Source organism: Kribbella sp. NBC_00709, from assembly GCF_036226565.1.
GTDB lineage: Bacteria > Actinomycetota > Actinomycetes > Propionibacteriales > Kribbellaceae > Kribbella.
Window position 1 is genome coordinate 8,065,720 of record NZ_CP108996.1, and the last position, 24,882, is coordinate 8,090,601.

The window sequence follows — 24,882 nt, forward strand, 5'->3', positions numbered from 1 at the left end:
GAGTCGGCCCCCCTCCCAGGCGTGTTTCGGCCTGTTTTCCAGCCTGACCCCGGCCTGGTGAAAGACTTCCGGGCAGTCGAGGGAGGGGACGCATCGTGACGAATGAAGTGATCGGCCGGCTGCGGGGGCAGGTCGCGGGACCGGTACTGGCGCGCGGCGACGAGGGGTTCGCGGAAGAGCTCGCCGGGTTCAACCTGGCGGTCACGCACAGTCCCGACGTGGTCGTCGGGGTGACGTCCGAGGACGACGCGGTGGCGGTGGTTCGCGCGGCAGCGGAGACCGGTACGCCGGTTCGCGTGCTCGCGACCGTGCACGGCGTACCGAACCCGATCCAGGACGGGATCGTGGTGACGACCTCCCGGCTCAGGGGCGTGAGCGTCGACCCGGAGACCAAGGTCGCGCACATCGACGCCGGCTCCGTGTGGGCTGACGTCATCAGCGCCGCCGCGCCGCACGGGCTCGCGCCGATCGCGGGCGCGTCCGGCGTCGTCGGCTGCATCGGGTACACGCTCGGCGGTGGACTGGGCCCGCTGGCGCGGACCTACGGTTTCTCGTCCGACTGGGCCCGCGGGTTCCGGGTCGTGACCGCGGCCGGCGAGGTCGTCACCGCGAACGCGACCGAGCACCCGGACCTGTTCTGGGCGTTGCGCGGCGGCAAGGGCGGATTCGGCATCGTCACGGCGATGGACTTCGAGCTGGTCGAGCTGAGCACCCTGTACGGCGGGTCGGTGTTCTTCGACGCGGAGTACATCGCGCCCGTGCTGAGCGCCTGGACCGAGTGGACCAAGACGCTGCCCGAGAACGCGAACTCGTCGGTCGTGGTCCTGCGACTGCCACCGCTCGACTTCATCCCGGAGCCGTTGCGTGGCAAGACGGTGCTCAACGTGCGCTTCGCGTACGTCGGCGATCCGGCCGAGGGCAAGCAGCTGTTCCAGCCGATCCGGGACGCCGGGACGACGCTGATCGATGCGCTCGGCGAGATGCCGGCGAGCGACATTCCGTTGATCCACAACGATCCGAAGGACCCGACGCCGTCGTGGGACCGCGGCATGATGCTCGACGAGCTGGACGCCGGCTTCGTCGCAGCCTTCCTGGCGGCGGCCGGTCCGGAGCAGCAGATCCCGTTGATCGCGGTCGAGATCCGGCACCTCGGTGGCGCGACACAACGCGACGTACCCGAGGGCAGTGCGGTCGGCGGCCGCGGCGGGGCGTACACCTTGACGCTGATCGGCGTACCGGATCCGAGCCTGTTCGAAAAGGTGCTGCCGGCAACGGTCGACGGACTGCTGGCGCAGTTGCGGCCGTGGATCAGTGCGCAGACCACCGTCAACTTCGCCGGCGGTTTCGCGCTGCCGGGTTCGTACGAGGCGTCCTGGCCGGCGGACACGTTCGCGCGACTGGGCGAGATCCGCGCCACTTACGACCCGGACACGCTCTTCCCGTTCGGGCCACGCCAGGAGAACTCGGGCTCGTAGCCGAGCAGGCGGCGGGCCTTGTCGATCGACAGCAGCGTCTCGTTCGGACCGAACGGCCGCTTCACCGGTACGCCGGGGAACACCTCCGCGAGGAGTTCCTCGTTGGGCCGGGACATCACGGTGTCGGCGTTCGCGACGATGAAGACATCGGTCCCGGTCACGTCGTACTCGAGCGCCTTGCGGACCGCCTGCGCTCCGTCGCGGGCGTCGATGTAGCCCCACAGGTTCCACTTGCGGGCCTGGGCGTCGGCGTCGAACGACGGGAAGCGGGCGTAGTCCTCGGGGTACATCACGTTGGAGAAGCGCAGCCCGATCAGCTTGAGGTCCGGGTGCCACCGGCACAGCTGGCGGGCCAGCTCCTCCTCGAGCGTCTTCACCAGCGAGTAGGTGCTGTTCGGCCGCGGCGGGTAGTCCTCGTCCACCGGCACGTACGGCGGGAACTCGTCGAACGGCAGACCCAGCACGGTCTCGCTCGACGCCCACACGATGTTCCGCACCCCGGCCCGCAGCGCGGCGGAGAACACGTTGTACGTCGCGGTCATGTTGTTGTGGAACGTCGCCGCGTTCGGCCGCAGGCCCGGCGCGGGGATCGCGGCCAGATGCACGACCGCGTCGACGCCGTCGTGCCGGTCGTCGATCCCCGCGATCGCCTCGTACGTCTGGCCGAAGTCGGTCAGATCGAGCCGTGTCGACGTCACGCCGGCGCGCGCCGGCGGAGCCTGGTCGAGGGCGACCACGTCCCAGCCGTTCTCCGCCAGGTGGTCGACCACCGCACGACCCAGCTTGCCGCTGCTTCCTGTCACCGCTACCCGTGCCATGGTCTTCATCGTTGCAGATTAAAGTTGGCGTCGTGAAACTCGCTCAGCGGATGGAACGGCTCGGAACCGAATCGGCCTTCGAGGTGCTGGCCAAGGCGAAGGCGCTGGAGGCGCAGGGGCGCGAGATCGTGCACCTCGAGATCGGCGAACCCGACTTCGACACCCCGCCGCACGTGATCGCCGCCGCGCAGCAGGCGCTGGACAAGGGCTTCACCCACTACGTGCCGGCGCCGGGCATCCCCGAACTGCGGACCGCGGTCGCGGACTTCCTCGAACGCACCGGCCGGATGCGGACCTCGCCGGACCGGGTGCTGATCACGCCGGGCGCGAAGCCGATCATGTTCTTCACGATCCTCGCGTTGTGCGAGGAAGGCGACGAGGTTCTCTACCCGGACCCCGGCTTCCCGATGTACGCGTCGATCGCCGCGTTCGCCGGCGCGAAGCCGGTGCCGGTGCCGCTGCGGGAGGAGAACGGGTTCGTCATCGACCCCGAGGAGCTGCGGTCGCTGGTCACCGACCGGACCAAGCTGCTCATCCTCAACTCCCCGCACAACCCGTGCGGCAGCGCGTCCACCCCGGAGCAGTTGCAGGCGATCGCGGAGATCGCGATCGAGCACGATCTCGTCGTCCTCAGCGACGAGGTCTACTGGGCGCTGCGGTACGACGGTGACGGTTCCGGGGAGCACCACAGTGTGCTCGACGTCGACGGGATGCGCGAGCGGACGATCCTGCTCGACGGCTGGTCGAAGACGTTCGCGATGACCGGGTGGCGGTTGGGATTCGGCGTGTTCCCGGAGCCGCTGGTCGAGCCTGTGACCCGGCTGATGATCAACTCGGTGTCGTGTACGTCGGCGTTCAGCCAGCACGCCGCGATCGCCGCCCTCGAAGGACCGTGGGACACCGTAGACACGATGCTGGCGGCCTTCCGCGAGCGGCGCGAGGTGATCGTCTCCGGGCTGAACGCCGTACCGGGTGTGTCCTGCGTCGAGCCGGGCGGAGCGTTCTACGCGTTCCCGAACATCAGCGAGCTCGGCCTGTCCGCGTCGGAGCTGGCGGACCGCCTGCTGGACGAGGCTGGGGTCGCGTGTCTCCCCGGCACGTCGTTCGGCGCGTACGGCGAGAGCCACCTGCGCTTCTCGTACGCGAACTCCGTCGAAAACATCCGCCGCGCTCTGGACGCGTTCACTGCACTCGTCAACGCACGCTGAGATAGTTGCAGCTGTCCCAGCTTCACAACCTCCGAGTTGCTAGATTCGGGCCATGAGTGCGGCAGCGAGTCAGCACGGGCATACGCATCGGCTCGATCTGGATGACGCGTCGGTCCGGGAGTGGGATGCGACGGTTGTCGGGGTCGATCCGGAGCGCGGGATCGTGCTCGACCGGTCGGCGTTCTATCCCGGTGGTGGCGGGCAGCCGCCGGACCAGGGCGTGCTGCTGTGGGGCGGCGTACGGACGCGGATCGCCGGCACGGTCCGCGGGGACGACCTCTACCTAGTACCGCAGGACGGCGATCCGGTGCCCCCGGTCGGTACGGCGGTGCGCGGTGCACTCGACGACGAACGGCGTACTCAGCTGATGCGGACCCACTCGGGGCTGCATGTGCTGACCGGAGTGGTGTTCCGCGACTTCGGAGCGCTGGTGACGGGCGGGAACATGGAGCCGCTGTCCGCGCGGATGGACTTCGACCTGGCCGACGTACCGCCGGACTTCAAGGAACGTGTCGCCGAGGCGGTGAACGCGGAGATCCGCACCGACCGCCGGATCACGGTCAGCAACCTGCCGCGCGAGGAAGCGTTCGCGATCCCGGACATCATCCGGACCGCGACGAACCTGCTCCCGCCGGACATCGAGATCGTCCGGATCGTCGACATCGCCGGCCTCGACACCCAGGCCGACGGCGGCACCCACGTCGCCTCGACCGCGATGATCGGTCAGTTGGAGGTCGTGAAGATGGAGAGCAAAGGCAAGGGCTTCCGCCGCCTCCGCGTCCGCATCACCTGACCGCGGTCGTTACGGGCGCGGCTTCTTCTTCAGCTCGGCCTCCTGCCGGCGCACCTCCGCCTGGGTGGCGCGTTCGTGCTCCAGCCAGTCCGGGTTCTCGTCCCGGATGGCTTCGATGTCGTCCGTGGTCAGCGCCTCGGTGATCCCGGCCCGGGCCAGGCCGCTGATCGAGACCCCGAGCCTGGCCGCCACCACCGAGCGCGGGTGCGGCCCGGTCCGCCGGAGCTCCCGCAGCCACTCGGGCGGGTCCGCCTGCAGCGCGTTCAGGTCCTCCCGCGACACGACGCCCTCCTGGAACTCCGCGGGCGTGGCCGGGAGGTACACGTCCAGCTTCTTCGCCGCCGTCGCGGGCTTCATCGTCTGCGAAGTCTTCTGGGATGTCTTGCGCGCCGTCATGGCAGCAGCGTAACGCCCGGTAACCTCAGCAGCGTGACCGGATTCCGGCTGGGCTACGTTCCCGGCGTGACCCCCGCGAAATGGGTTCGGATCTGGGCCGAGCGGCTGCCCCGCGTCCCGCTCGAGCTGATCCAAGTCACCGCCGCCGACGCCCCGGACCTGATCCGGCGCGACGAGGCCGACGCCGCCCTGGTCCGCCTGCCGATCGACCGCACGGGTCTGCATGCCATTCCGCTGTACGTCGAGCAGACGGTCGTTGTGGTGCCCAAGGATCATGTGATCACGGCCGCCGAGGAGATCACCGTCGAGGACCTCGCCGACGAGCTCGTGCTGCACCCGCAGGACGACGTACTCGACTGGGAGCTGCCGCCCGGCCGGCTGATCGAGCAACGCCCGGCCCGGACCGCCGAGGCGATCGAGCTGGTTGCCATGGGCACCGGACTGCTCGTCGTACCGCAGTCGTTGGCGCGGCTGCACCACCGCAAGGACCTGACCTACCGGCCGCTGACCGGCGTACCGGAGTCGCAGGTCGCGTTGAGCTGGCCCGAGGCCGAGACCAGTGAACTGGTCGAGCACTTCATCGGCATCGTCCGCGGCCGGACCACGAACAGCACCCGCGGGCGGGCGGCTCCTCAGCCCACGCCCACACCTAAGAAGGCCGCACCCAAGAAGACCGCGGCGAAGAAGACCGCGAACACCAGCCGGAAGAAACCCCGGCGCCGTCGCTAGTTCCAAGTTGAGTCCTCAACTACCATGGCGGTATGGCGATCTTCCGGTTGAACCACGCGGTCCTCTACGTGCGCGACGTCGAGGCGAGCGTCGCGTTCTACCGAGACGTCCTCGGCTTCGGGTACACCGAGAGCGGCGACACGATCCCGGGCGCGGCGTTCCTCCGGGCGCCGGGGTCGAGCAACGACCACGACCTCGGGCTGTTCCAGATTGGTTCGCAGGCCGGCGCGTCGGGCGCGGGCCGGAGCACGGTCGGGCTCTACCACCTCGCGTGGGAGGTGGACACGCTCGGCGATCTCGAGGTGCTGGCCGGGAAGCTGAGCGACCACGATGCACTCGTCGGCGCGTCGGACCACGGGACGACGAAGTCGCTGTACGGCAAGGACCCCGACGGCCTCGAGTTCGAGATCGTCTGGATCATCCCGGCCGACCTGCTCACCGACGACGACCGCAACAAGACCGGCATCGCGCGGCTGAACCTGCCCGCCGAGATCGAGAAGTACGGCCGCGAGGCCCGCAGCGGCGTAGGAATCTCCCGCGTCCTCGGCTGATCCGGCCACCAGTCCCCGCCCGCCCCACCAGTTCCTGTCCAACCCCACCAAGCTCCTGTCCGAGGTCCCGGCAGTTCCTGTCCAAGGTCCCGGCGACCGCGCCGCCCCTGGGACCTGCCGTCTCCCGGGACCTGAGTCAGGATGTCGGGGCCCGAGACAGGAAATTCCTTGTCTCCGCCCACCGGTTCCTGTCTCCACCCACCAGTTCCTGTTCAGGGCTTTGCAGGGGACGGGCTATGAGTGGGTGATGTGGCCGGCGATCCGCAAGGAGTTGGCCAGGGCGGTGAGGACCGGGTTGACGCCGCCGTTCGTCACGTGGACGGAGGCGTCTGCGATCCAGACGTTGTCGTGACCCCACACGCGGCCTTCGGGATCGGTGACCGAGCGCGCCGGGTCGTTGCCCATCCGGCAGGATCCGGCTTGATGCTGTCCGCTGCTCGCCCGGCCCAGCGTGCCGACTCCGCCGACCGCCGTCCGGATCGCGCCCGCCTCCTCGAGCCACGCCTTGGCCTTGGCGCTCATGAACCCGTGGGCGCGAACGTCCTCCGGATGGATCGATCCACTGGTCACCACGACCGGATTGCCGAACCGGTCGACCACGGACGGATCGACCCGCACCCGCGACTCGGCCGACGACACCTCCTGGATCGGCCCGACCACGCGCAGCATCCGCCGTACCTCGTGCCGCATCGCCTGCTTGCTCGCCGCTCCGGCCGGCGGGATCAGCCCCGCCCCGGTCAGGTAGTCGTACGTCGCGGCAGGCGTCGGCACGAACTCGTTCGCGAGCATCCCGCCGCCGACGATCCCGTCGTTCCCGTGCCGGAAGTCGCAGGTCGCGATCGAGGCACCCGGCCCGACGAGATCGACCACCTCGTCCTGGAACAGCCCGACCGCACCGGCATACACATGCGCCTGCAGATGCCGGCCGACCTGGTCCTGGTTGTTGCCGATCCCGTGCGGCTCACCGTCGTGGGCGCTGTTCAGCAACAGCCGCGGTGTCTCCGATGCGCCCGCGGCAACCACGACCTCGTTGCAGGAAACGGTCCGGCGCCAGATCCCGCCGTACCCGTCGCTTGCGACCAGCGCGACGCCGGTGACCCGTCCGCCTGAGGTGACCAGGCGCTCGGCCGCCGTCTCGGTGACCAGGGTGCAGTTGCCGGTGGCCAGCGCGGCCGGGAGGGCAGTGTTGTGCGTCCCGCCCTTCGCGTCGACCGGACAGGCGAATCCGACGCATTGCCCACACCGCACGCAGCCCGAGCGCCCTTGGTAGTCGACCGAGTTGATCAGCAGCGGTACGTCGAGAATGCCCCAGCCCAACCGCTCTGCGGCCGTCGACAACAGCTCGGCCGGGCCCGTGCGCGGCATCGGTGGCATCGGCAACGGGATCGACCGCGGGCCGTGCCACGGATCCGCTCCGCCACCACTCACCCCGAACCGCTGCTCGGCCAGCGAGTAGTACGGCTCCAGATCGTCGTACGTGATCGGCCAGTCGGCGAGCGCACTCCCGTCCGGTACGCCGTACGTCGTCGCCATCCGGAAGTCCCGCGGCACGAACCGCCAGGCCTGCGCGCCGTACACGCGGGTCCCGCCGCCGACCGTGAACGCGTTGTTGCCCCATCCACCATCAGGTGGCAGGACCTGGCTCCGCACGCCGTCCACCACCGTGATCCGGGGCCGGCCCGCAGGGTCCGGATCCGTCACCGCCGGCAGCCCTGCCACCGAGCGTGGATTCCGCAGATGGTCGCGACTCAACGAGTCGGTCGTCGGATAGCGCCCGAGCTCCACGACGAGCACCGACCGCCCCGACTCCGCCAGCACCTGTGCCGTGGCTCCCCCGCCGGCGCCCGAGCCGATCACGACGGCGTCGTACCGATCCGCAAGGTCGTCCCGCGGCGTCACCTGCAACGAGGTCTGCACCGGCTCGACCTTCACGGTCTGCCAGTTGACCATCCCCCACGCGGCAGGCTCCGCGTAGTACCCCTGCGCGATCAGCCGAACCAGCCAGGCTCCGTCCCTGTCAGCCAAAACACTCTCAAGCCCACCCCCGGCAACCGCCAAGCCCCGGCCCACCCGACCAGCCCAGTCCGGCCGATCCTCAGTCAGCACCCGCTCGACAAACCGCACCACTCCACCCGCTGCCGACGGATACTCATCCGCAGGCACCACGAGCTCCGCCAGCCGCTCGAGCACGATCCGTTGCTGTTCAGAAAGGGCCACGCGCAAATCCTTTCACGCACTGCGCGAGCTCGCATCGTTTGTACTTGCCGGTCCAATTTTTGCGAGGAACGCTGTGGGTATGGCACTTGACGACTATTACCTGCTCGGGCGGTCGGGGCTGCGGGTCAGCCGGCTGGCACTGGGCACGATGAACTTCGGACAGGCGGGTTTCCACGCGCCGTACGGCAAGAGCGAGGACGAGGCGCGGGCGATCTTCCGGACCTATATCGATGCCGGCGGCAACTTTATCGACACCGCCGACTTCTACACCGCGGGCGAGAGCGAGCGGATCCTCGGCCGGCTGATCGCCGAGGCGGGCGTCCGGGAGCGGATGGTGCTCACCACCAAGGCGACCAACAGCGTCGACGCCGGCGATCCCAACGCCGGCGGCAACAGCCGCAAGCATCTGATCCGCGCGCTCGACGAGTCCCTGCGCCGGCTCGGCACCGACTACGTCGACCTGTTCCTGCTGCACACCTGGGACCGCATCACCCCGATCGACGAGGTACTGCGGACTCTCGACGACCTCGCCCGCGCCGGCAAGATCCGGTACGCCGGTCTGTCCGACGTACCGTCCTGGTACGCCGCTCGCGCGCAGACGCTGGCAGACGCGCACTCGCTGACTCCGATGGTCAGCCTGCAGCTGCCGTATTCGCTGGCCGAGCGGACGATCGAGACCGAGCATGTCCCGATGGCACAGCAACTCGGCCTCGGCATCACCGCGTGGAGCCCGCTGGCGAGTGGCTTCCTCACCGGCAAGTACCAGCGCGACGACGCTGAAGGCGTATCCGGCGAAGGCAGACTCACCGGGGACGGCTCGCCCGTACGGACGTGGGACGACCGGCACTGGGAGCTGCTGAAGACCGTCGAGGACGTGGCGGACAAGCTCGGCGTGACGATGGCGCAGGTCGCGGTCAACTGGGCCGCGACCCAGCCCGGCGTCGCGTCCGCGATCGTCGGTGCGAGCCGGCCGGAGCAGCTCGAGTGGAGCATCGCGGCGCTCGGGTTCGAGCTACCGGCCGAGCTACGTGCGGCGCTCGACGCGGCCAGCGCCGTACCGCCGGAATCGGTGTACCGGATGTTCACGCCGGAGTACCAAGGCTGGCTGGTCAACGCCGGAACGAAGGTCGCCGACAAGCCGGCCGGCTACCGGCCGCCGGTGCTCAACTGGAGGTAATCCAGGCAAAGATCGAGCGCGTACTCCAATTGGGTGGAGGAGCCGGACGCCATCAGGATCGCGACGCCACCCTGGATCGCGGCAACCAGAGCGGCCGAGGCGCGGGCGGGATCCACGTCGGGACGGATCTCGCCCGCGGCCTTCATCTCCTCGATGCCGCTCTCGAGCCGGTGCTGCCACTGCGCGAGCAGCTGACCAGTCACCGCCTGGGCGGCCGGGGTGTGCCGGCCGATCTCGGTGATCAGCACGCCGAGCGGGCAGTTCACCCCCTGCCGCCGGTACTTCTCCACGACGACGTCGCGCCACTCGGCCCACGCCTCCCAGCTGGTCAGCTGCCCGAGGTGCGGCTCCTGGTCCTCGAGCACTCGCTCGGCCTCGCGCTCGGCCACGGCGAGCAGCAACTGCTCCTTGCCGTCGGGGAAGTAGTGGAACAGCTGGCTCTTCCCGGTCCGGCTGCGCCTCCCGATGTCGTCCAGCTTCACCGCACTGATCCCACGCTCCCGGATCTCCGCGGCAGCCGCCGCCACGATCCGCTCGCGCGTCGCCGCACCCTTCGCCGTCAGCACGCCATCAAATGTACCCGTCAGTCCATCACCGGGTGCGGACGGTACCGCGCCTCCAGGCGAGCCCGCTCGTCCGCGCTCAGCATCAGACCGACCGCGGCCACCGCATCGTCGACGTGCTGCGTCTTCGTCGCGCCGACGATCGGAGCAGTGACGCCACGCGCCCCCATCAACCACGAGAGCGCGACCTGAGCCGGCGGTACGCCGCGGTCCGCCGCCAGCGCGTGGACCTCTTCGACCACCTCGAGGTCGTTCGCGCCGTACAGGTCTCCGGCGACCGGGTCCGACCCGGATCTCGTCGTACTCCCGGTCCGGGCCAGCAGGCCGCGGGCGAGCGGGCTGTACGGGATCACGCCGACGCCCTGGTCGACGCAGAGCGGGATCATCTCCCGCTCCTCCTCGCGGTACACCAGGTTGTAGTGGTTCTGCATCGACACGAACGGGATCGCAGCCACCCGCTGCGCCTTCGCGAACTGCCACGCGAACATGCTCGACGCGCCCAGGTAACGCGCCTTGCCCGCGCGCACGACATCGGCGAGCGCCTCCATCGTCTCCTCGATCGGCGTCTCGTCGTCCCAGCGATGGATCTGGTACAGGTCGACGTACTCCGTGCCGAGCCGCCGCAGCGATGCGTCGATCCCGTCCAGGATGTGCTTGCGGGACAGGCCGCGGTCATTGGGACCGGGACCGGTCGGGTAGTACACCTTCGTCGCCAGCACGTAGTCCTCGCGGCGGCCGAAGAACTTCCGCAGCAGCTGCCCGGTCAGCTCCTCGCCGGTGCCCTTCGAGTAGGCGTCCGCGGTGTCGAAGAAGGTCACGCCCGCGTCGACCGCGCGCCGGACGATCGGCTCCGCGGCCTCCGGACCCAGATGCCACTCGCGTGCCCCGCCGGTGCCGAAGCTCATCATGCCGAGGCAGATGCGCGACACCCGCAGACCGGTCGCGCCGAGCCGGACCTGGTCCATCAGGACCGGCTCGCGTTCAGCTCGGCCAGCTTGCCGAACACCTTCTTCGGCCGCCACTGCCCGTCGTCGCCGACCGCGACCAGCCCGTACGCCGAGAGGTCGAGATCGTGCCGCGGATCGGCCGGGCGGTGCGGCAACTCGAAGCCCGCGAAGCTGAACCAGAACGCCGCGGCCAGGTCGATCCGGTCGAACTCCTCGACGAGCTCGAACAGGTACTCCACTTGTTCCTCCTCGTCCCGCTCGTACCCGCCGTTGATCACCGGCGGATCGACGCTGCGGTCCACGATCATCCAGCCCATCCCACCCCGCTCGGCCGCGCCGCGGTACGCGCAGCAGCCGAACTCGGTGGCGACCACCGGCTTGCCCCATTTCGATCGCGCCGCCAGCTCGTCGGCGAAGGTCGCCGCGTTGGCCGCGTCCCGGTAGGCGTCGACGCTGACGATGTCGAACAGCTCCCAGTTCACGTCCTCCCACAGGCCGGCGGCGTACGTGATCCGGCCGGTGAACGCACCCCTCGCGGCGCTCGCCAGTTGCTCCTGCACCTCGCCCCAGCGCGCGAGCCCGGCGTGCAGCTCCATCAGCTTCGCCGGATCGGACCAGGTTGCCGGATCGCCCATCAGCGCGAGCCGCTCACCCGAGGTCTCGCCCGGCACGAAGCCCTTGCAGAACACGGACAGCTCGCACCCGAGCACGAGCACGACGTCACCGCGGGCCGACTGCCGCAGTGTCTCGGCCGCAGCGGCGCAGTCGGTGAGGAAGGCGATGAATTCGGACGGCTCGAGGTTCATCGGCATCGGCGAGAACCATAGATTCAGCCCGGCCGCCAGCGCCGCTTCGCCGGCGACCACCAGCCGGTCCAGCTCGGTGCCCACCACCCGGACCGCGGGAGCGTGCAGCTCGTCCGCGATCACCGTCATGTCCTGCCGGACCGCCTCGGCGTCGAAGCGGTCGCGCGTACTGCGGCCCTCGTAGCGCAGGCCGGTGTCGTAGTTCACCCCGATGGATTGCATGGCCTCCAGCCTAGCAAGTCAACTCATACTCGGTACAACTTTTGATCCGGTATGGTTAAACCGTGAACCAACAGGGCCGCCGGGAGCGGAAGAAGGCCGAGCTCCGGACCCGGATCTCCGAGGTCGCGACCGCGCTGTTCCTCGAGCGGGGGTTCGAGGCGGTGTCGGTGTCCGAGGTCGCCGAGGCCGCGGATGTCGCGCGGCCGACCGTGTTCGCGCACTTCGCCCGCAAGGAGGACCTGCTCTTCGACCGCTACCCCGAGGCCGAAGCCCTGGTCGTTGCCGCGATCAACGATCGCCCGGCCGGCACCTCCGCGGTCGAGGCGCTGTCGGACCTGCTGGTCAGGCTGGCCGACGAGCAGCACCCGCTGTCCACGATCCGCGGCAGCTTCCGCCGCTTCTGGGAGGTCGTCGCCGAATCGCGAGCCCTGCAGTCCCGCGCCCGCGAGCTCCTCGACCACCTCGAACAGGCCGTGGCCGCCGCGATGGCACAGACCGCCGTACCCGATCCGCGGCTGACCGCCGCTCTGTCGGTCGCCGCCTACCGCACCGTCCACCTGGAGTCGGTACGCCGGATCTTCGCCGGCGACGACCCCGCCGTCGTGGCCGCGGATCACCGCGCACGCATCATCAGCGCGCTCGGCGCCGTCGATCAGCTCTTCAAGTAGTCGGCGATCGTCCGCGCACACTCGATCGACTCGGTGTGCGAGGTATCGACCTCGATGTCGTACGTGATGCCCTGGTGGACGATGAGCGCTTGCCCTTCGGCCATGCCAGGAGCGCGATCGCCGCGGGCCAGCTCCCGTTGCGCCGCGACCTCCGGGTCGCAGTGGACACCGACCCAGACGGTCTCGAGGTCGCCGATCGCGTCCCGCCAGCGCTGCTGCGAGCCCGCGCCGCCGAGGAAGACGTCGTCCATGAGGACCCGGCCTCCGGCCCGGCACGTCGCCACGATCCCAGCGGTCCAGGCCGCTTCGAGCTCGCGGAACGCGCGCCCGACCGACACCTCGCCGTCCGGACCGATCAGGATCCCGTCCGGCGACCCCTCCAGCTTGGCCGGCAGCGCGTCGACGAAGTCGTCCACGCTGAACCCGAGCCACGGCTCCGCCAGCACCTCCTGCAGAGCCCGCACGATCGCGGTCTTCCCGGAGCTGGATCCGCCGTTGAGGATGATCAGTCGAGCCGTCACGCCTGCAAGGCTAAAGGCTCGACCGGCTCGGTCTCGACAGATTTCCGGGTCCGGCGGGCCAGTCCGAGGAACGGCACCGCGAGCACCTGGATCCCCGCCGACACCAGGTACGCCTGCCCGTAGCCCCACAGATCCGCGGACCGTCCGAGCGACGGCTGGATCACGACCCCGCCGGCCGAACCGAGCAGGTTGTCGAACGACAGCACCGTCGCCCGCTGCGCCGACGGGATGTGGCTGTTCAGGTACGCCTGCCGCACCGGCGACATCGCGGCGAACATCGTGCCCCACACCATCAGCAGGGCCAGCGCCGCCCAGAACGACGTCACCAGACCGATCACCGCGATCACGACCGCGGAGCCGGCGACCGCTCCGATCAGGATCAGGACCCGATCGCGGAAGATCCTCGCGACGTACGACGCCGACGCGCCGCCGGCGATCTGCGCACCGGCCACGATCCCGGCCGACAGACCCGCGATCCAGTACGAATCCGCGTGCCCGTACAGCTGCAGCAGATAAGGCTGCGCGGCGTAGAAGCCGTACACGCTGACGCCGGCCGTGAACGGACCGGCCAGCATCACCCAGCGCACCCGCGGATTCAGCAGCCCGTGCCGCAGCGAGGCGCGGACGATCCCGGCCATCTCGCCCCGGACCGACACCCGCGGCTTCGGCGCGAACCCGATGTCGCGCATCGCCCGCCACGCCACCACGAAGGTGGCCGCGAGCAACAACGCGCGGACGACGTACGGCGCGCCGAGATTCGTCACCTGGGCCAGGAAGCCGCCGCCGATGGAGCCGCCCATCATCGCGATCCCGCCGGCCACCTGCCCCTTCGCGAACGCCGCGTCGAGCGACCCGCGATACCCGGTCGCGTGCAACCCGTCCACGAGCCACGCCTCGGTCGCTCCGCTGAAGAACGTGAACCCGAGCCCAAGCAGTACCGACACCACCGCCCACAGTACGAACGGCGCGTGCGCCCGCCACAACAGCAGGTACAACAGCGTGGATCCGAACAGGACGGCCGTCCCCAGGAGGTACGACGTACGCCGGCCGACCGTGTCCGCGACCACGCCGGTCGGGACCTCGAACAGCACCATGCCCGCGGTGAAGAACGCGTTGGCGGCGAACGTCTTGCCGATGCTCAGCCCCGCGTCGAGCAGGAACAACGTGTTGATGCCCCAGATCATCGACGAGGCCCCGGTCGACACCACGACCAGCGTGACGTAGGTCCGCAGTACCCGCTCCGGTGTCATGTGCTGTGTCATGGCCCTTACCTCCTCCGTAGTCAAGGGGTACGTCGGAGCCGCGGCAACCGTCTCGACATCCACCGGCCTGCCTCCTGGGGAAGGTATCGTCCGCCCCGTGACGAATCAGCAGGATGTCGGCACGGCGCACACGCCGAACGCCCACGACACCATCAAGCTCGCGGTGGTCGTCGGGGCGCTCGGCGTGGTGTTCGGGGACATCGGGACCAGCCCGATCTACACGATCCAGACCGTGTTCAACCCCGACGACCCGCACCCGGTCCCGGTCAGCAACGCGAACGTGTTCGGCGTGGTCTCGCTGATCTTCTGGTCGGTGATGATCGTCGTCACGATCACCTACATCCTGCTCGCGCTGCGCGCCGACAACGACGGCGAGGGCGGGCTGATGGCGTTGATCACGATGCTGCGCCGGTGGAGCCGCCGGCACCCGGAGCGCAAGGGCGCGGTGGTGCTGGCCGGGCTCGGCCTGTTCGGAGCGTCACTGTTCTTCGGCGACAGCATGATCACCCCGGCCATCTCGGTACTCTCCGCGGTCGAAGGCCTGAAACTCGTCGAGCCGTCGCTGGGCGAGTACGTCGTACCGATCACCGCGGTCATCATCATCATGCTGTTCGCGGTCCAGCGGCGCGGCACCGAGGCGGTCGGCCGGGTGTTCGGACCGATCATGATCGTCTGGTTCGTGGTGATCGGGGCCTGCGGGATCGGCGGGATCGTCCAGCACCCGGGCATCCTGAAGGCGCTGTCACCGACGTACGCGATCGGGTTCCTCGCCGGCCATTTCCACATCGCGTTCTTCGCGCTGGCCGCGGTCGTGCTGTCGGTCACCGGCGCCGAGGCGATCTACGCCGACATGGGGCATTTCGGCCGGAAGCCGATCTCCCGCGGCTGGTTCGTCCTGGTGCTGCCCGCCCTGGTGCTCAGCTACCTGGGCCAGGGCGCGCTGGTGCTGAAGGACGAGTCCAACCTGACCGGCCCGTTCTTCCTGCTGGTCCCCGACTGGGCCCGGCCACTGCTGGTCGTGCTCGCGACCGCGGCGACGGTGATCGCCTCCCAGGCGGTCATCACCGGTGCGTACTCGGTCGCTTCGCAGGCCGCGAAGCTCGGGTACCTGCCACGCCTGCGGATCGCCCACACCTCCGCGACCACAGTCGGGCAGATCTATGTCCCCTGGATCAACTGGCTGCTGCTGGCCTCCGTGCTGACGCTGGTGTTCGCGTTCCGCAGCTCGGCCGGGTTGGCCTACGCGTACGGAATGGCCGTCACCGGCACGATCACGATCACCACGACGCTCTTCCTCTACGTCGCTCACTACCGCTGGAACATCCCGAAGTGGCTGATCGGCATCGGCGCGGCTCTGCTGCTCCTCGTCGATCTCCTGTTCGTCGCGGCCAACCTGACCAAGATCGTGCACGGCGCCTGGCTGCCGCTGCTGATCGCGCTGACCGCGTTCACGATCATGACGACCTGGCAGCGCGGCCGTCAGGTGGTCACGGCCGAGCGGGAACGGGCGGAGGGTTCGCTGCAGGAGTTCATCGACCAGCTCGGCTCCGGCGGCATGGCCGTCCGCACGGTTCCCGGTACGGCGATCTTCCTGAACCGCGGCGGCGTCAGCACACCGCTCGCGCTGCGGGCGAACGTCGAGCACAACCAGGTGCGCCACGAGCACGTGGTGATCGTGGCGATCGAGACCGAGGAGGTCCCGCGCGTCCCCGAGGACCAGCGGGTGATGGTCAACGATCTGGGGTACGGCGACGACGGGATCACGCACGTCACGATCAAGTTCGGGTACATGGAGTCGTCGGACGTCCCCAGCGCCCTGGCCCTGCTGGACCCGGCCGCCACCGAAGGCCCGATCGATCTCGACAACGCGTCGTACTTCCTGTCGAAGATCGAGCTCCGCCGCGGCGACGCCCCCACGATGGCGGGCTGGCGCAAGCAACTGTTCCTGGCCACGTCCCACATCACCGCGGACGCCGCGGAGTACTTCGGGCTCCCACGCGACCGCACCGTCATCATCGGCTCGCACATCGAGGTGTAGCCCGGCTGTGGACGCTGACCAGACGTACGACGAGAGCCACCCGCTCCGCCTGTTGTCGGGGCTCGTCCGTACGGTCTGGATCCAGCGCACCGGATCACAGCCCTATCCGCAACGCGATCTGCCGACCGGTGGCGTCGAGCTGCATTGCCCGGTGGGCGGCGTACCGCGGTTGATCGGGCCGTTGACCAGGGCGCACCTCCAGGTGATCCCGGCCCGGACGACGATCGTCGGCGTGCGGTTCATGCCGGGCGCGGGTACGACGCTGCTCGGCGTACCGGCTGATGAGCTGGTGGATTGCGCGGTCGATCTGTGGGGGCCTGCCGCAGCCGCGATCGGGTCGATCGTGGCGGACGCGGCGACACCACCGGCAGCGTTGCTCGGAGTACAGCGCTATCTGGCTCATCAGCAGCTCCGGCCGGATCCGGTGGTGGCGGAGATGGTACGGCGGCTGATGCCGTGGGACCGCACCGGGATCGCGACGCTGGCCGACGATCTGGCGTTGTCGGAGAGCCAGCTGCGGCGGCGGTGCCTGACGGCCGTCGGGGTGAGTCCGAAGGCGTTGCAGCGGACGCTGCGGTTCCAGGGGTATCTCGCGTTGGCGCAGGCCGGGTTCGGCGGCGGGCTGGCCGATCTCGCGGCCGAGACCGGGTACGCCGACCATGCACACCTGACCCGCGAGTGCGTCCGGCTGACCGGGGTGACGCCCCGCGAACTGCTCGGCGACAAGGCCGATCGGTGCGACTGCGGTCACGACCACTCCGCGTCGTACGCGCCGTTCCTGGCCGGGTGGTACGACCGTTTCGTTCAAGCGCGGACGCGGCTGCCGGCTCTAGCGTCGGATCATGGAGCTGATCGGACCTGACCACCCGCGGTACGACGAACTCCGGCGACCCGCTCTCCCGCAGTACGGCCATGTCCGCCCTGCCGTGATCGCGCACTGCAGCACCACCGACGACGTGGTCGAGGCTCTCTCCTACGCCCGCGCCCACGACCTCCCAGTAGCCGCCCGATCCGGAGGCCACTGCTTCGCCGGCCACTCCTCCACCACCGGCCTACTACTCGAGTTGTCCGGTCTGAGCGGGCTGTCAGTTGTAGATAGGAAGGCGACCATCGGGGCTGGGGCTCGGCTGGCTGACGTCTATCGGGGGTTGCATGAGTTTGGGCTGACGATTCCGGCGGGGTGCGGGCCGACGGTTGGGATTGCTGGGCTGACGCTCGGTGGCGGGCTCGGGCTGTTGGGGCGGAAGTACGGGCTGACCTGCGACCGGCTCGTCGCGGCGACGGTTGTGCTCGCGGATGGTCGAGTTGTGGAGTGTGACGAGGAGCAGGAACCGGAGCTGTTCTGGGCGCTGCGTGGGGCCGGCGGTGGTCAGTTCGGCGTGCTCACCTCGCTCGTGTTCGCCGCCGTACCGTCCCCTGCCGCCACCCGATTCACCCTCACCTGGCCTCGTGCCCGCGCCGCCGACGTGATCGACGCCTGGCAGACCTGGGCTCCCGACGCCCCCGACGACATCACCGCCAGCCTCGCCGTAACCGCCGACGAAGCACGCATCTTCGGCGCCACCCTCACCGCGGAGGACTTCGGTCCGCTCGGGCGGCTCGGTGGCGAGCTGTGTGTCCGCTCCGGGCTCAGCTGGCCGGCGCTCAAGCGCAGCTTCTCCGATGAAGACGTACCCGACGACCGCATCATCTACAGCAAATCCGAGTTCTTCGCCGCGCCGCTCCCCCGCGACACCATCGCTCAACTCCTCGCCGCCGGCTGCGAACTCAGCTTCACTCCGATGGGCGGCGCCTACAACCACGTCCCACCTGACGCCACCGCCTTCGCCCACCGCACCGAACGCTTCCTCCTCGAGCACGCGGCCCCCGACCACGACGCCGTACGTCGCTCCTGGTCCATCGCGCACCCGCACGCGTCAGGCCACCTTTACCCCAACTTCCCCGACCCCGACCTCACCGACCCGGCGGCGTACCACGGCGCCAACCACCCACGCCTGCTCGCCGTCAAGAACACCTACGACCCACACTGGTTCTTCCGCCAACCGCTAGGAGCAGCCAGATGATCGTGCTCGACATGACGATGTCGCTCGACGGGTACGTCGTCGGCCCGGACGACAGCGTGGACCAGCCGATGGGCGCCGGCGGCTTCCGGCTCTTCAACTGGCTCGACGACCGCAACGACGACGGGCCGAGCGGAGACGTTTACCGCGAGGCGCTCGCAACCGGCGCGCTCATCTCCGGCCGGCGGACGTTCGAGCACGCTGGGCGGTGGGGCGGGGACCACCACGACGGCGTGCCGATCTTCGTGCTCACGCACGACTACGACCAGAACGACGTACCGCCGGGGAGCGCGCGCTTCGTCACCGACGTGGTGTCCTGCGCCGCCCAGGCCCGGGCTGCTGCAGGAGACCGGAACGTGATGGTCCACGGCGCCGGTGCCGCTCACTCTCTACTGGCCGCCGGTGAACTCGACGAACTCGAACTCCACGTCGTCCCTGTCCTCTTCGGCCAGGGCCGTCCCCTCTTCGCCAACCTCCCCACCGGCCTCGTCGAGCTGGAACAGACCCGCCAACTCACAGCCCGCGACGTCACCCATCTCCACTACCGCGTCGTCAAATAGTCAGAGCCAGGGTGGGAGGGGCGCTGCGGCCTGTCCGGACGAGGTCACGTCGGAGTACGGGCGGCCGGCCAGGTAGGCGGCGATCTCCGGGAGGGGGCCTTGAAGGTCGGGTACGTCGCCGCGCTGGGTGCGGATGTCCTCGCAGAGGGCTTCCAGGAAGTCGGTCGGGAGATCGGCGAAGGTGATGCCCGTGCCCAGGTCGACGGCGTGGATCAGGACCTCGCGGGAGCGCATCCACGGGATCCGGGTCGCCGGGATCGGCGCGCCCTGCGCGGTGTGCACCGGGGCCTGCCACTGGTCGTCCGTCAGCGCCGCCATCGAGTCCGCGAGCCCGGTCGCCGACGCGTCGAACCACGTCCGCAGCTCGTCCTCCGGCCGGAGCGCCCCGGCGTCGATGTCCGCGCTCCGCGCCTCGGGCGACGGATACATCGGCCGTTCCTCGCCGGTCCTTGCCCAGTGCACGAGGTTGCCCAGGGCTTCGGCGTTCAGCGACAGATGGGCCGCCACATGCCGCCGTTTCCAGCCCGGCAGCGCCGACGGCGCCTCCAGGTCAACCAGTGCCGCGCGGCACTTCGCCGTACCCTCGTCGATCCACTCGTCAACCCGTGCCATGAGTGGAACGTAGCCGACGACGGCGCGGGTTCTTGCAGCGGTGGGGTGTAGTAGTGAGACTGAGCCGATGAAGGAGGGGACCCCTTGGTGACGACGATCGGGGTGGTGGGGCCGTCGGATCTGGTCACCTCCACCGGCCGGATCCTCAAAGGGCTGCGTGGGGTCGAGGTCGTCCCGCTGCGGTACCGGCGGGAGACCGACACTCCGAAGGTGATGGCCAACGCGCCGGGCAGCGTGGACGCGTGGTTGTTCACCGGCGTCGTTCCATACCAGATGGCCGCCGCGAAGGACCTGCTCGACCGACCGGCCGCGCACGTCGAGTACACCGGCGCCACGTTGATGCGCGCCCTGGTGCAACTGCTCAGCGAGGGCCACGACGTCAGCTCGCTCAGCATCGACGTACTGGACGAGGCCGAGGTCCGGGAGACGTTCGACGAGGTCGGCCTGCCGACGCGGGGCGTCCGCGTCCTGCCGTACCGGCCCGGGCTGAGTCTCGAGGAGATCCTCGCCTTCCACCACGAGGCCGGCGCCACGGTCGCGATCACCTGTCTGCGATCGGCGTACGAGAAGCTGCGGTCCGAGCAGACCACGCTGCGCCTCGCTCCCTCGGTTCACTCGGTGCGCAGCGCAGTGAACAGTCTGCTGCTCGTACATGACGCTTTGCGCAGTGACGATGCGCAGATCGCACTCGGCCTGGTCGAGATCTCTCCGGACGCCGAGAGCGCTCTCCGCCGCGAGGCCGGTTCGCTCGGCGGCAGCGTCATCCGGTACGACGACAAGCGCTGGCTCGTGATCGCGACCCGCGGACCGCTCGACCAGGCGACCGCCTCGTTCACCGAGCTGGGCATGTTGACCCGGCTGAAGGAACAGTTCGGACCGGTGCGGATCGGGTTCGGCATCGGCGGGTCCGGCACCGAGACCGAGGCGTTGGCGCGTCGCGCGCTCGGGCGGGCGCGGACCGCGGGCCGGACGGCGGCGGTCGTCTCGCTGCGGAACGACATCGATCTCGTGCTGGTCGGCGGTGCGGCGCCACGGGCTCAGCAGCGGTCGAAGCTGCAGTTGCTCGCGCAGCGCGCGGGCTTGTCGAAGGCGACCCTCGAGCGGCTGCAGGAGCTTGTGCACGCCACGCCCGAGGACGGTCTGACCACGCGCTCGGTCGCCGACTACCTGGGCATTCAGCCCCGCACTGCGCGCCGCGTCCTGAACCGCCTCGAGCGGGCCGGCCTGGCCGACGCGACCGGCACCCAGCTCGGCACCGGCAGCGGCCGCCCGCTCGTCGTCTACCGCGTTCACCTCTGAATCTTCCCGAGCGGTTGACGTGCTGACGCACGTCCGGCTAATTTCAGCCATGACCGTAATTCAGTGCGCACTGTCCCGGGAGGCCTTGTGGACAAGCGATTCGCACGGGGATTGATCGCTACTCTGGTCGTCTGCGCAGGATGGGTGAGCGTTTCCGCCCCAGCCCGCGCCACTATTCCGGACGTGACCGAAAGTCCAACGGTCACCAATCTCGGTCCGGCGTCGGCCGTGACCTCGACCAGTGTCGCCGAGCAGGTCGGCGACCGGATCTGGACTATCACCTCCGGCGTATCGCCGGTCCAGGTCGGCGCCTTCGACCCGGTCGGCAAGACCGTCGACCGCAAGTTCTCGCTCTCGACCGGCGCCGGCGCCTGGGCCATGACCCACATCGGCACCGACCTCTACATCGGTCTGTACACCCCCGGCGACGTCTACCGCGTCGACACCACGACCGGCACAGCCACCAAGGTCACTCAGTTCGGCTCGTTCATCTGGTCGATCGCCGCGACCCCCGACGGCAAGATCGTCGCGGGCACCTACCCGGACGGCGCCGTCCACGAGTACGACCCGGCCACCGGCGCCACCAAGTCCTACGGCGCTGCCGTCGCCGGTGAGCAGTACGTCCGCAGCATCGCCGCCGACGCGACCACGATCTACGCGGGCGTCGGCACGAAGGCGCACCTGATCGCCATCGATCGCGCCACCGGCGACCGCCGCGACGTACTCCCGGCCAAATACGCGGACCGGACCTTCGTCGCCACCCTGGCGCTCGACGGCACGAAGCTGGCCGCGAGCCTGTCCCCCACCGGGACGATGCTCGTCTTCGACACCGCCGACCTGGGCAACCCGGTCGAGGTCCAGACGCCCGGCGGCGACCAGTACATCACCGCCATCACGATCGACGGCGCCGACATCTACCTCGGCACCAGACCGTCCGGCACCCTGTACCGATACCGCGACAACACGCTGACCCGTCTCGGTTCGCCGTACGACGGGGCGTACTTCAACCGGATCTTCGTCGAGGGCTCGACGATCCGCGCCGAGCTGACCAGCCAGGTCGTCGACTTCGACGAGACGACCGGGGAGTTCACCGGCACCGATCTCGGCCAGGCCGGCCTGCCGCCCGCACCCGAGCAGGCGATGGCGATCACCGCGACGCCGACCTCCGTGCTGGTCAGCGGCAAGGCCGGCATCCAGGTCCACGACCTGGCCACCGGTGCCAGCACGCGCACCTTCCTCCCCGGTGAAGCGAAGACCCTGACCCCGATCGGCCGCGACATCTACCTCGGCGTCTACACGCTGGCCCGCTTGTGGCAGATGAAGCCCGACGGCTCCGGCCTGCACGAGCTGGGTCAGATCGGCAACGAGCAGACCCGCCCGACGGACGCCGCGTACGACGCCCGGTCGCGCACCTGGCTCATCTCCACCGAGCCCGACTACGGCAAGTACGACGGCACGCTGGTCGAGCAGCACCTGGCCAATGGCCAACGTGAGGTCCACCGCGGCGTCGTACCTCATCAATCCGTCCGCTCGGTGACGACGTCCGATGGCATCGCGTACCTCGGCGGCGCGACCCGGAACAGCCTCGGCACCGACCCGATCTTGCCCGAGGCAACCGTTGTCGCCTTCGATCTGCGCCGCAACAAGGTGCTCTGGGAGAGCGCTCCGCTGTCCGCCGCGCAGAGCTACAGCGATCTCGTCGTCTACCGCGGCCGCCTGTACGCGACCACGGACGACGGCCGGCTCGCCGTCCTCGATCCGCGCACCGGCAAGCTCGTCGGCAGCGCCACACTCGGCACCAGTCAGAGCCGGCTCACGATCGCCCGCTCCGGCCTGTACGGCACCGACAACCAGCGCGTCTTCAAGATCACGCCGGCCCTGACGATCACCACCGTGGTCGACAATCTCGGAGCCCAGATCTACAGCTATCCGCTGATCACCACGTCCCACAACGGCGACACCCTGTACACGATCAAGGGCCGTGACCTCATCCGCGTCGGAGGACTCCGATGATCATCTCCCGCCGTACGGCGCTTGCCGGTGCCCTGGCGACCAGTGCACTCACCGCCCTGCCCACGACCGCACACGCGGAGGACACTCCCATCGACGGTTCGACGCTACCCACCGCAGGCCCTGCTGTTGTCACGGCTGCCGTCGTCGCGATGGCGGTCCACGACGGACACGCGTACGTCATCAGCCGCGGCATCGTCCCGCCCCGACTGACAGAGATCGACCTGTCCACCCGGAAGGTCACCAGGACGGTCGAGCTTCCGACCGGCGAAGGCGGCTGGGGAATCACCGTTGCCGCAGGCAAGATCTACGCCGGCCTCTACCCGGTCGCCGACGTCTACTGCTTCGACCCCGCCGACGGATCGCTGACCCATGTCGGGACCTTGGCCGGAGCGGGCGGCTTCGTCTGGGACCTCACGACCGCGCCCGACGGCCAGGTGTTCGCGGTCAGTTACCCGAACGGCGCCGTCTGGCAGATCGACCCCGCGACGAACACCCCGACCCGGCTCGGCGCCCCGGTGGCAGGCGCGCAGTACGGCCGGTATGTCGGTGCCGCGGGCAACTACGTGTACGCCGGCATCTACACGCCGTCGCAGCTGGTCGGGTACGACCGCAGTACCGGGGTCTTCCGGGATCTCACGCCCGAGGCGTCCCGTGGACAGAACTTCGGACCGTTCGCGGCCACGGAGGATCGGATCTTTGTGGGCAGCAGCCAGGCGCTGCTCAGCATGGCGCTCGACGGTACCGACGTTCGCAGTGTGCCGCTGCCCGCCGGCGAGACGGGCGTCGACGCGGTCACGGTTGCCGCGGACGGTACGGCGTACCTGACCACACGGACGTCGGGAACGGTATGGAAGTCTGGGCCTGAGGGTCTCGTCGCGGTGGCCACGCCGGCGCCGCAGGACGAGCACCGCAAGCTCGTGTTCCTCGATGCGACCACGCTGCTCGGCGCGACCGGATCCGGCGTGCTCTGGTGGCTGGACGTCTCCACCGGCTCCTTCGAACTGCTCGACCTGATCGACGCCGGGTTCACACCCGCGCCGGACCTGCCACAGTCCATCCAGCTCGGCGACCCGCATCTGTACGTCGGCGGTCACTGGGTGATCACCGAGCACGCGGCCGACACCGGCGCCACTCGGCGCATCCGCGTCGCGGGCGAGGCGAAGACACTCTCCTGGGTCCGCGGCGAGCTGTACTCCGCCCTGTACCCGAGCACCGAGGTGGTCCGTGTGAACCCGCGGACCAGCGAGGTGCACAGCTTCGGCACGATCGGTCACGAGCAGATTCGCCCGTGGCAGGCGGCGTACGACGAGAAGTCGAAGCTGCTCGCGATCGCGTCCGCGCCCGGCACAGGGAAGCTCACCGGCGCGCTCACGCTGCTGGATGTGCGCACCGGCGAGCTGGACGTGCACTACGGCGTGCTCCCCGATCAGAGCGTGCTGGGCGTCTCGGTCGTCGACGGCATCGCGTACCTCGCCGGGGATGTGGTCGGCGGCGGAGGCATCACCCCGGCCCGCACCTCGGCAGCGGTCGCCGCCTTCGACCTCTGTCGGCGCAAGCTGCTCTGGACCGTCGAACCACTCGCCGGCGAACGCTCCATCCAGAGCGTTGCCGTCCACAACGGGATCCTGTACGGCGTCCTGAAGCGGACCAGCGGCGGCTGGTTCCGGTACGACCTGCGGACGAAGACCGTCGTACGCGGCGAGAACAAACTGTCCGGCTACGGCCAGATCCACACTGACCGGACCGGGGTCTACTGTGAAACGAACTTCGGCGGGAACCTGTACCAGCTCGGTCCCGGCCCCGCGAAGCTGCTCGTGAACAACCTGGGCGACGGCTGGTACACCGTGCCGCAACTGACCCCGGTCCGCAGGCCCCGGCACCCGGACCGGCACTCGGTCTGGGGCCTCGCCGACCGCGACCTCGTCCAACTACCGTTGCCTTAAGCAA

At 69.4% G+C, this 24,882-nt stretch carries 23 protein-coding genes; 14 read left to right on the forward strand and 9 right to left on the reverse strand.

Annotated elements, in window-relative coordinates; genetic code table 11:
• The first annotated feature begins 95 nt into the window (after positions 1-95).
• Entirely contained in the window at positions 96-1,475 is a 1,380-nt protein-coding gene (locus OHA18_RS39230; protein ID WP_329000465.1) for an FAD-binding oxidoreductase, read from the forward strand.
• Here the strand turns inward: OHA18_RS39230 and OHA18_RS39235 are convergent.
• The gene (locus OHA18_RS39235; RefSeq protein WP_329000466.1) at positions 1,418-2,302 is read right to left on the reverse strand and encodes an NAD-dependent epimerase/dehydratase family protein; all 885 of its coding nucleotides are present in this window, start codon (positions 2,300-2,302) and stop codon (positions 1,418-1,420) included. The genes OHA18_RS39230 and OHA18_RS39235 overlap by 58 nt on opposite strands.
• A gap of 23 nt (positions 2,303-2,325) precedes the next feature.
• On the opposite strand from OHA18_RS39235, the gene OHA18_RS39240 reads away from it, so the two are divergent.
• Complete coding sequence (locus tag OHA18_RS39240; protein WP_329000467.1) at positions 2,326-3,501, forward strand: pyridoxal phosphate-dependent aminotransferase; 1,176 nt, start codon at positions 2,326-2,328, stop codon at positions 3,499-3,501.
• Positions 3,502-3,553: 52 nt separating this feature from the next.
• Complete coding sequence (locus OHA18_RS39245; RefSeq protein WP_329000468.1) at positions 3,554-4,294, forward strand: alanyl-tRNA editing protein; 741 nt, start codon at positions 3,554-3,556, stop codon at positions 4,292-4,294.
• 9 nt (positions 4,295-4,303) lie between these two features.
• On the opposite strand, the gene OHA18_RS39250 is transcribed toward OHA18_RS39245, so the two are convergent.
• Positions 4,304-4,690 (reverse strand): DUF5997 family protein, encoded by a 387-nt coding sequence (locus OHA18_RS39250; RefSeq protein WP_329000469.1) that lies wholly within the window; start codon positions 4,688-4,690, stop codon positions 4,304-4,306.
• 33 nt (positions 4,691-4,723) lie between these two features.
• On the opposite strand from OHA18_RS39250, the gene OHA18_RS39255 reads away from it, so the two are divergent.
• Together OHA18_RS39255 and OHA18_RS39260 are read left to right on the forward strand one after the other, a co-directional pair.
• Positions 4,724-5,419: a LysR family substrate-binding domain-containing protein gene (locus OHA18_RS39255; RefSeq protein WP_329000470.1), complete on the forward strand. Its 696-nt coding sequence runs from the start codon at positions 4,724-4,726 to the stop codon at positions 5,417-5,419.
• 32 nt (positions 5,420-5,451) lie between these two features.
• Positions 5,452-5,970, forward strand: a complete 519-nt coding sequence (locus OHA18_RS39260) for a VOC family protein (RefSeq protein ID WP_329000471.1) — start codon at positions 5,452-5,454, stop codon at positions 5,968-5,970.
• Between the two features lie 234 nt (positions 5,971-6,204).
• Here OHA18_RS39260 and OHA18_RS39265 read toward each other — a convergent pair whose 3' ends face one another.
• Complete coding sequence (locus OHA18_RS39265) at positions 6,205-8,187, reverse strand: GMC family oxidoreductase (RefSeq protein WP_329000472.1); 1,983 nt, start codon at positions 8,185-8,187, stop codon at positions 6,205-6,207.
• Positions 8,188-8,266: 79 nt separating this feature from the next.
• Between OHA18_RS39265 and OHA18_RS39270 the strand changes: the two genes are divergently transcribed.
• Positions 8,267-9,364 carry an aldo/keto reductase gene (locus OHA18_RS39270; RefSeq protein WP_329000473.1) on the forward strand — a complete coding sequence of 366 codons (1,098 nt, stop codon included), beginning with the start codon at positions 8,267-8,269 and terminating at the stop codon, positions 9,362-9,364.
• Here OHA18_RS39270 and OHA18_RS39275 read toward each other — a convergent pair.
• Genes OHA18_RS39275 through OHA18_RS39285 form a run of 3 tightly spaced genes read right to left on the reverse strand, consistent with a single transcriptional unit; the run spans position 9,334 to position 11,902 of the window.
• Positions 9,334-9,930, reverse strand: coding sequence for a TetR/AcrR family transcriptional regulator (locus OHA18_RS39275; RefSeq protein ID WP_329000474.1), 597 nt, complete (start codon positions 9,928-9,930; stop codon positions 9,334-9,336). The genes OHA18_RS39270 and OHA18_RS39275 overlap by 31 nt on opposite strands.
• A 17-nt stretch (positions 9,931-9,947) precedes the next feature.
• Positions 9,948-10,892: an aldo/keto reductase gene (locus OHA18_RS39280; RefSeq protein ID WP_329000475.1), complete on the reverse strand. Its 945-nt coding sequence runs from the start codon at positions 10,890-10,892 to the stop codon at positions 9,948-9,950.
• Positions 10,892-11,902 (reverse strand): hypothetical protein, encoded by a 1,011-nt coding sequence (locus tag OHA18_RS39285; RefSeq protein ID WP_329000476.1) that lies wholly within the window; start codon positions 11,900-11,902, stop codon positions 10,892-10,894. The genes OHA18_RS39280 and OHA18_RS39285 overlap by 1 nt, the downstream gene beginning before the upstream one ends.
• A gap of 62 nt (positions 11,903-11,964) precedes the next feature.
• Between OHA18_RS39285 and OHA18_RS39290 the strand changes: the two genes are divergently transcribed.
• On the forward strand, positions 11,965-12,570 hold the full coding sequence (locus OHA18_RS39290) for a TetR/AcrR family transcriptional regulator (RefSeq protein ID WP_329000477.1): 606 nt from the start codon (positions 11,965-11,967) through the stop codon (positions 12,568-12,570).
• On the opposite strand, the gene cpt is transcribed toward OHA18_RS39290, so the two are convergent.
• Positions 12,555-13,091: a chloramphenicol phosphotransferase CPT gene (gene cpt, locus OHA18_RS39295; RefSeq protein ID WP_329000478.1), complete on the reverse strand. Its 537-nt coding sequence runs from the start codon at positions 13,089-13,091 to the stop codon at positions 12,555-12,557. The genes OHA18_RS39290 and cpt overlap by 16 nt on opposite strands.
• Positions 13,088-14,353 (reverse strand): MFS transporter, encoded by a 1,266-nt coding sequence (locus tag OHA18_RS39300; RefSeq protein ID WP_329000479.1) that lies wholly within the window; start codon positions 14,351-14,353, stop codon positions 13,088-13,090. Before OHA18_RS39300 ends, cpt begins: the two co-directional genes overlap by 4 nt.
• 97 nt (positions 14,354-14,450) lie before the next feature.
• On the opposite strand from OHA18_RS39300, the gene OHA18_RS39305 reads away from it, so the two are divergent.
• The 4 genes from OHA18_RS39305 to OHA18_RS39320 are packed head-to-tail and all read left to right on the forward strand — an operon-like array spanning position 14,451 to position 19,011.
• Entirely contained in the window at positions 14,451-16,391 is a 1,941-nt protein-coding gene (locus OHA18_RS39305; protein WP_329000480.1) for a potassium transporter Kup, read from the forward strand.
• A gap of 7 nt (positions 16,392-16,398) precedes the next feature.
• Positions 16,399-17,253: a helix-turn-helix domain-containing protein gene (locus OHA18_RS39310; protein ID WP_329000481.1), complete on the forward strand. Its 855-nt coding sequence runs from the start codon at positions 16,399-16,401 to the stop codon at positions 17,251-17,253.
• On the forward strand, positions 17,234-18,454 hold the full coding sequence (locus OHA18_RS39315; RefSeq protein WP_329000482.1) for an FAD-binding oxidoreductase: 1,221 nt from the start codon (positions 17,234-17,236) through the stop codon (positions 18,452-18,454). Before OHA18_RS39310 ends, OHA18_RS39315 begins: the two co-directional genes overlap by 20 nt.
• On the forward strand, positions 18,451-19,011 hold the full coding sequence (locus tag OHA18_RS39320; RefSeq protein ID WP_329000483.1) for a dihydrofolate reductase family protein: 561 nt from the start codon (positions 18,451-18,453) through the stop codon (positions 19,009-19,011). Before OHA18_RS39315 ends, OHA18_RS39320 begins: the two co-directional genes overlap by 4 nt.
• On the opposite strand, the gene OHA18_RS39325 is transcribed toward OHA18_RS39320, so the two are convergent.
• Positions 19,012-19,623, reverse strand: a complete 612-nt coding sequence (locus OHA18_RS39325) for a maleylpyruvate isomerase family mycothiol-dependent enzyme (protein ID WP_329000484.1) — start codon at positions 19,621-19,623, stop codon at positions 19,012-19,014.
• Between the two features lie 87 nt (positions 19,624-19,710).
• Here OHA18_RS39325 and OHA18_RS39330 point away from each other — a divergent pair, with 87 nt between their 5' ends.
• From OHA18_RS39330 to OHA18_RS39340, 3 genes are all read left to right on the forward strand, one after another.
• Positions 19,711-20,922, forward strand: a complete 1,212-nt coding sequence (locus tag OHA18_RS39330; RefSeq protein WP_329000485.1) for a helix-turn-helix domain-containing protein — start codon at positions 19,711-19,713, stop codon at positions 20,920-20,922.
• A 183-nt stretch (positions 20,923-21,105) separates the two neighbouring features.
• A complete protein-coding gene (locus tag OHA18_RS39335; protein WP_329000486.1) occupies positions 21,106-22,935 on the forward strand; it encodes an outer membrane protein assembly factor BamB family protein in 1,830 nt (609 codons plus the stop codon).
• Positions 22,932-24,878, forward strand: coding sequence for a hypothetical protein (locus OHA18_RS39340; RefSeq protein ID WP_329000487.1), 1,947 nt, complete (start codon positions 22,932-22,934; stop codon positions 24,876-24,878). The genes OHA18_RS39335 and OHA18_RS39340 overlap by 4 nt, the downstream gene beginning before the upstream one ends.
• Positions 24,879-24,882 lie beyond the last annotated feature (4 nt).

Excerpts from the sequence above, each read along its gene's own strand:
- OHA18_RS39235 (WP_329000466.1), bottom strand. The coding sequence starts at position 2,302 with ATGAAGACCATGGCACGGGTAGCGGTGACAGGAAGCAGCGGCAAGCTG.
- OHA18_RS39245 (WP_329000468.1), top strand. The coding sequence starts at position 3,554 with ATGAGTGCGGCAGCGAGTCAGCACGGGCATACGCATCGGCTCGATCTG.
- OHA18_RS39250 (WP_329000469.1), bottom strand. The coding sequence starts at position 4,690 with ATGACGGCGCGCAAGACATCCCAGAAGACTTCGCAGACGATGAAGCCC.
- OHA18_RS39260 (WP_329000471.1), top strand. The coding sequence starts at position 5,452 with ATGGCGATCTTCCGGTTGAACCACGCGGTCCTCTACGTGCGCGACGTC.
- OHA18_RS39270 (WP_329000473.1), top strand. The coding sequence starts at position 8,267 with ATGGCACTTGACGACTATTACCTGCTCGGGCGGTCGGGGCTGCGGGTC.
- OHA18_RS39280 (WP_329000475.1), bottom strand. The coding sequence starts at position 10,892 with ATGGACCAGGTCCGGCTCGGCGCGACCGGTCTGCGGGTGTCGCGCATC.
- OHA18_RS39285 (WP_329000476.1), bottom strand. The coding sequence starts at position 11,902 with ATGCAATCCATCGGGGTGAACTACGACACCGGCCTGCGCTACGAGGGC.
- OHA18_RS39300 (WP_329000479.1), bottom strand. The coding sequence starts at position 14,353 with ATGACACAGCACATGACACCGGAGCGGGTACTGCGGACCTACGTCACG.
- OHA18_RS39315 (WP_329000482.1), top strand. The coding sequence starts at position 17,234 with ATGGAGCTGATCGGACCTGACCACCCGCGGTACGACGAACTCCGGCGA.
- OHA18_RS39320 (WP_329000483.1), top strand. The coding sequence starts at position 18,451 with ATGATCGTGCTCGACATGACGATGTCGCTCGACGGGTACGTCGTCGGC.
- OHA18_RS39325 (WP_329000484.1), bottom strand. The coding sequence starts at position 19,623 with ATGGCACGGGTTGACGAGTGGATCGACGAGGGTACGGCGAAGTGCCGC.
- OHA18_RS39340 (WP_329000487.1), top strand. The coding sequence starts at position 22,932 with ATGATCATCTCCCGCCGTACGGCGCTTGCCGGTGCCCTGGCGACCAGT.